Annotated in this window: 5 protein-coding genes and 1 pseudogene; all 6 read right to left on the bottom strand. The window is 70.8% G+C overall.

What is annotated here, in order from left to right:
* Window positions 1-320: pseudogene (locus H5J26_RS31740) on the bottom strand (hypothetical protein); the annotation flags it as partial.
* Window positions 321-477: 157 nt separating this feature from the next.
* Window positions 478-1,428 carry a 23S rRNA (guanosine(2251)-2'-O)-methyltransferase RlmB gene (rlmB, locus tag H5J26_RS28520; RefSeq protein ID WP_181768855.1) on the bottom strand — a complete coding sequence of 317 codons (951 nt, stop codon included), beginning with the start codon at window positions 1,426-1,428 and terminating at the stop codon, window positions 478-480.
* A 228-nt stretch (window positions 1,429-1,656) separates the two neighbouring features.
* The gene (cysS, locus tag H5J26_RS28525; RefSeq protein ID WP_181768856.1) at window positions 1,657-3,075 is read right to left on the bottom strand and encodes a cysteine--tRNA ligase; all 1,419 of its coding nucleotides are present in this window, start codon (window positions 3,073-3,075) and stop codon (window positions 1,657-1,659) included.
* A gap of 73 nt (window positions 3,076-3,148) precedes the next feature.
* The gene (locus H5J26_RS28530; protein WP_181768857.1) at window positions 3,149-3,553 is read right to left on the bottom strand and encodes a PPOX class F420-dependent oxidoreductase; all 405 of its coding nucleotides are present in this window, start codon (window positions 3,551-3,553) and stop codon (window positions 3,149-3,151) included.
* A 117-nt stretch (window positions 3,554-3,670) separates the two neighbouring features.
* Window positions 3,671-4,168 carry a 2-C-methyl-D-erythritol 2,4-cyclodiphosphate synthase gene (gene ispF / locus H5J26_RS28535; protein WP_181768858.1) on the bottom strand — a complete coding sequence of 166 codons (498 nt, stop codon included), beginning with the start codon at window positions 4,166-4,168 and terminating at the stop codon, window positions 3,671-3,673.
* On the bottom strand, window positions 4,158-4,771 hold a 614-nt coding region (gene ispD / locus H5J26_RS28540), incomplete at its 5' end, for a 2-C-methyl-D-erythritol 4-phosphate cytidylyltransferase (protein WP_181768859.1). The genes ispF and ispD, both read right to left, overlap by 11 nt.

Below are 4,771 nucleotides of genomic sequence, written 5' to 3' on the forward strand. Positions count from 1 at the left end.
ACCGGGGCCGTCCCTCCGGTGTCGGCCGCGTTCGTGCCCCAGGTCAGGGGCTCTCCGCGGCGCTCCACGCCCTCGGCTTCCGAGGAGAGGCGTGCGGCTGTGGAAACGCCGGACACGGTGGCGGGACGGGAGGCGGGCGCCCCGAGCTCCACACGGAAGCTCGCGTGGGTGACGACGACCGCTGCGGGATCGGAGAGGACCTTGACCGAGCTCAGGACAGGTTCATCGTCGAAGAAACCGCTCGGGTCTCTCGTCGGGGTGTCCCCAGGAGGCCGGCCCGAGGGGTCGGGCGGGCGGGGTGTTCTGGTGTCCACACTCATCTAACCGAGTGACGGACGCTTAGGACACTGCCTTGACCACCTCGATCTGTCCGAGGCCCGTCAAAGCAGGTCAATGACGGTCAACTGCCGCGAATCACACCGATCCCGGCGCCGATGAGCCTGTCGCACCCGCACGGCCACGTGTCGTCCGCGGGTGTCAGCCCCGTCGGCGGGCCGCCTCGTAGAGCACGACGCCCGCCGCCACGCCCGCGTTCAGCGACTCGGCGCCACCGGGCATCGGGATCCGCACCCGCACGTCGCACGTCTCGCCCACCAGCCGGGAGAGGCCCTTACCCTCGCTGCCGACGACCACCACGACGGGCCCCTCGAGCAGGTCCAGCTCCTGGAGTTCGACGTCGCCGTCCGCTGCCAGGCCGACCACCATCATCCCGGCCTTCTGGTACGCCTCGAGGGCCCGAGTGAGATTCGCCGCCCGCGCGACAGGCGTACGGGCGGCCGTTCCCGCGGAGCTCTTCCACGCTCCCGCCGTCATCCCGGCGGCCCGGCGCTCGGGAACCACGACGCCGTGCCCGCCGAACGCGGAGACGGAGCGCACGACCGCGCCGAGATTGCGCGGATCCGTGATGCCGTCGAGCGCGACGATCAGCGGGTCCTCGCCCTCGTCGTAGGCCGCCGCCGAAAGGTCCTCCGGGTGCGCGTACTCGTACTCGGGAACCTGGAGCACCAGCCCCTGGTGGTGCAGGCCCCTGGTCATCCGGTCCAGCTCGGGCTTGGGCGCCTCCAGCAGGTGGACGGCCCGACTCTCGCCCGCGAGGCGCACGACCTCGCGCACGCGGTCGTCGTTGTCGATGAACTGCTGCACGTACAGGGCGGTCGCCGGGACGTTCTCACGCAGCGCCTCGAGGACCGAGTTGCGGCCGACGACCAGTTCCGTGCCACTCTTCGCTCCGCCCTTGCGCTGCGGACGTCCCTGCGCACGCCGGGACTTGGCCTGCGCGACACGCTGCTTGGCGTGCCCCTTGCGCATCTCGGCGGGCGGGGTGGGCCCCTTGCCCTCCAGGGAGCGGCGCCGGTTGCCGCCGCTGCCGACCTGGGCGCCCTTCTTGTTGGACATGCGCCGGCTGGGGCGGTTGCTGTTCCCGGCCATCGGGACACCTGCTTCTCTGCTCGTTCTGCCGCTGCCCGCGGGCTCTTCGGCTGCGTATGGAGTGTCGACGGGGCATCCCCGGCGGAGGCGGAAAGGCCCCCGAGCGGCCTACCGGCCCTGGGGGACGAAGCCTCGTCAGAGCATTATCGCGGAGAGCGGGGCATACCGAAGAAGTGGATCTCCAACGGCTCTCACACCTGTGCCGACGCCTGCCGTGCGGCGGAGGACTCAGTGCTGGTCGGCGCCGCCGCCCAGCTCCCAGCGCGGCCCGGAGGGGGTGTCCTCGATGACCAGGCCCGCCTGCTTCAGCTCGTCCCGGATGGCGTCCGCGGTGACGTAGTCCTTGCGGGCGCGCGCGGCCTGACGCTGGTCGAGCACGAGCCGGACGAGGGCGTCGACAGCGTCACGCAGCTCCCCGCCACGCCCGGCGTCGGTCTCCATGGACTGCCAGCTCGGGTCGAGCGGATCGAGACCGAGGATGCCGAGCATGGCCCGTACGTCCGCGAAGGCCCTCGCCACGCTCTCCTTGTCGTCCTCGCTCAGGGCGGCATTGCCCTGACGGACCGTCGTGTGCACGACGGCCAGCGCCTGCGGGACACCGAAGTCGTCGTCCATCGCCTCGGCGAAGGCGGCCGGGACCTCGGCCGCGGGCCGCACGTCGCCGACGCTCTCACCGGCGCGCTGGAGGAAGCCCTCGATACGGCCGAAGGCCGACTCCGCCTCGCGCAGCGACTCCTCGCTGTACTCGATCATGGAGCGGTAGTGCGGGCTGCCCAGGTAGTAGCGCAGGACGATGGGGCGCCAGTGCTTGACCATCTCGCTGACCAGCACCGAGTTGCCGAGCGACTTGCTCATCTTCTCGCCGCTCATGGTCACCCAGGCGTTGTGCGCCCAGTAGCGCGCGAACTCGTCGCCGTACGCCTTGGACTGGGCGATCTCGTTCTCGTGGTGGGGGAAGACCAGGTCGACGCCGCCGCCGTGCAGGTCGAAGGCGGAGCCGAGGTACTTGTGCGCCATGGCCGAGCACTCCAGGTGCCAGCCCGGGCGGCCGCGGCCCCAAGGCGTCTCCCAGCTCGGCTCGCCGGGCTTCGCCGCCTTCCACATCGCGAAGTCACGCGGGTCGCGCTTTCCGGTCTCGCCCTCGCCCGAGGGCTGCAGCAGGTTGTCCAACTCCTGGTTGGACAGCGCGAGATAGCGGTCGTACGAGCGGACGTCGAAGTAGACGTTCCCGTCGGCCGCGTAGGCGTGGCCCCTGTCGATGAGCGCGCTCATCATCTCGATCATCTCGGGGATGTGCCCCGTGGCCCGCGGCTCGTAGGTGGGCGGAAGGCAGCCGAGACCGTCGTACGCGGCGGTGAACGCGCGCTCGTTGTCGTAGCCGATCGCCCACCACGGACGGTTCTGCTCGACCGCCTTCACGATGATCTTGTCGTCGATGTCGGTCACGTTGCGTACGAACGTGACGTCGTAGCCGCGGTGGAGGAACCAGCGGCGCATGATGTCGAAGTTCAGCCCCGACCTGATGTGCCCGATGTGCGGGGCGGCCTGCACGGTGGCACCGCACAGGTAGATCGAGACGTGGCCCGGCGTCAGCGGGACGAAGTCACGGATCTGCCGGGTGCTGGTGTCGTACAGGCGAATAGTCACGCGACCAGAGTAGTAGGCCACCGACGCCGGTCGCTTCTCACACCGTGCAACGGACCGCAGAGAGTGACATTCGTCAGAGGCGCCCGGCGACCTTGCGGGGGCTGACGCGCACGACGACCCTGTCCGCGTCCTGCTCCCAGTGGGGATTGAACTCGGCGTAGTTCTTGCCGACATACTTCCTGGCCAACTCGTCGATCAGCTCCGGCCCTCCCTCGGTCGTCAGAGAGGCGGTGCCGCGGATCTCGGCGTAGGTGTACGGGGCGTCGGCGGGCTGCACCATGACGGTCACACGGGGATCGCGCTCCAGGTTCAGCGTCTTGCGGCGGCCGAGCGTCGTGGAGATCAGCAAATCGTCGCCGTCGCGCTTCACCCAAACCGGCGACACCTGCGGGCTGCCGTCGGGCTGGATGGTGGCGATGCTGACGAAGACGGGGGTGTCGAGGACCTGCTTGAGGCTGTCGGAAAGCTGTACTGCCACGGCTGGCGCCTTCTCTCGGTCGGACGGATGACGACGCGCTGTCGTCTCCTGTGCCAACACCCGTACGCACCACGGTGTTCCGAGTCCGCGTCCGAATTGCTCCGAACGCGGCAGGAGTTACGCCGGAGGCAGCACCAGAGCCGTCGCCATCGCCGCCAGCCCTTCGCCGCGACCGGTCAGACCGAGGCCGTCGGTGGTCGTGCCCGAGACCGAGACCGGTGCGCCGACCGCCTCGGACAGGGCTCGCTGCGCCTCCGCGCGGCGCTTGCCGATCTTGGGCCGTACGCCGATCACCTGGATCGCGACGTTGCCGACGGTGAAGCCCTCCGCCCGCACGATCCGCGCGGCCTCCCCCAGGAGCGTCACTCCGGAGGCACCGGACCACTCGGGGCGGTCGGTGCCGAAGTGGGCGCCGAGGTCGCCGAGCCCGGCGGCCGAGAAGAGGGCGTCACAGGCGGCGTGCGCGGCGACGTCGCCGTCGGAGTGCCCGGCGAGCCCATGGCTCTCGCCCTCCCAGCGGAGACCCGCACACCACAGCTCACGGCCCTCCTCGAATGCGTGCACATCGGTGCCGATGCCGACCAGCGGCAGCCTGCCCCGCACCTCAGAAGCCATCGGTGACGCGCCTCCTCGCCAGAACGGCCTCGGCCAGCACCAGGTCGAGGGGCCGCGTCACCTTGAAGGCCTCCTCATGACCCGGGACAACCACGACCTCGACGCCCATGCGCTCCACCATGCCCGCATCGTCCGTCGCGCCGTCGCCCTCGCGTGCGACCTGGGCGTGCGCGGCGGCGAGAACCTTCAGCGTGAAGCCCTGCGGCGTCTGCACGGCACGCAGCCGCGACCGCTCCGGCGTGCCCGTCACGGGCTCCGGTGCGCCGCCCGTACGGGGTTCCACTTCCTTGACGGTGTCCGGCACGGGCAAGGCGGGCACCACGGCGGGCGCCCCGTCCCGTACGGCTGCCGCCACCGCGTCCACGGTGTCGACGGGGACCAGGGGGCGGGCGGCGTCGTGCACCAGCACCACGTCGATGTCGTCCGGCAGCGCGGCCAGGCCCATGCGCACGGAGTCCTGACGGGTCTCACCGCCGGGGACGACCAGGACGTCGGGCAGCGTGTGCTCGTCGAGGAGGTGCCTGACCTCGTCGGCACCGTCGGGGGGCGCGACCACGACGACCAGGGAGACGGCACGAGCGCGGACCATCGCGCGTACGGCGT

It is taken from the genome of Streptomyces albidus (ex Kaewkla and Franco 2022) (assembly GCF_013870515.1).
Lineage (GTDB): Bacteria > Actinomycetota > Actinomycetes > Streptomycetales > Streptomycetaceae > Streptomyces > Streptomyces albidus.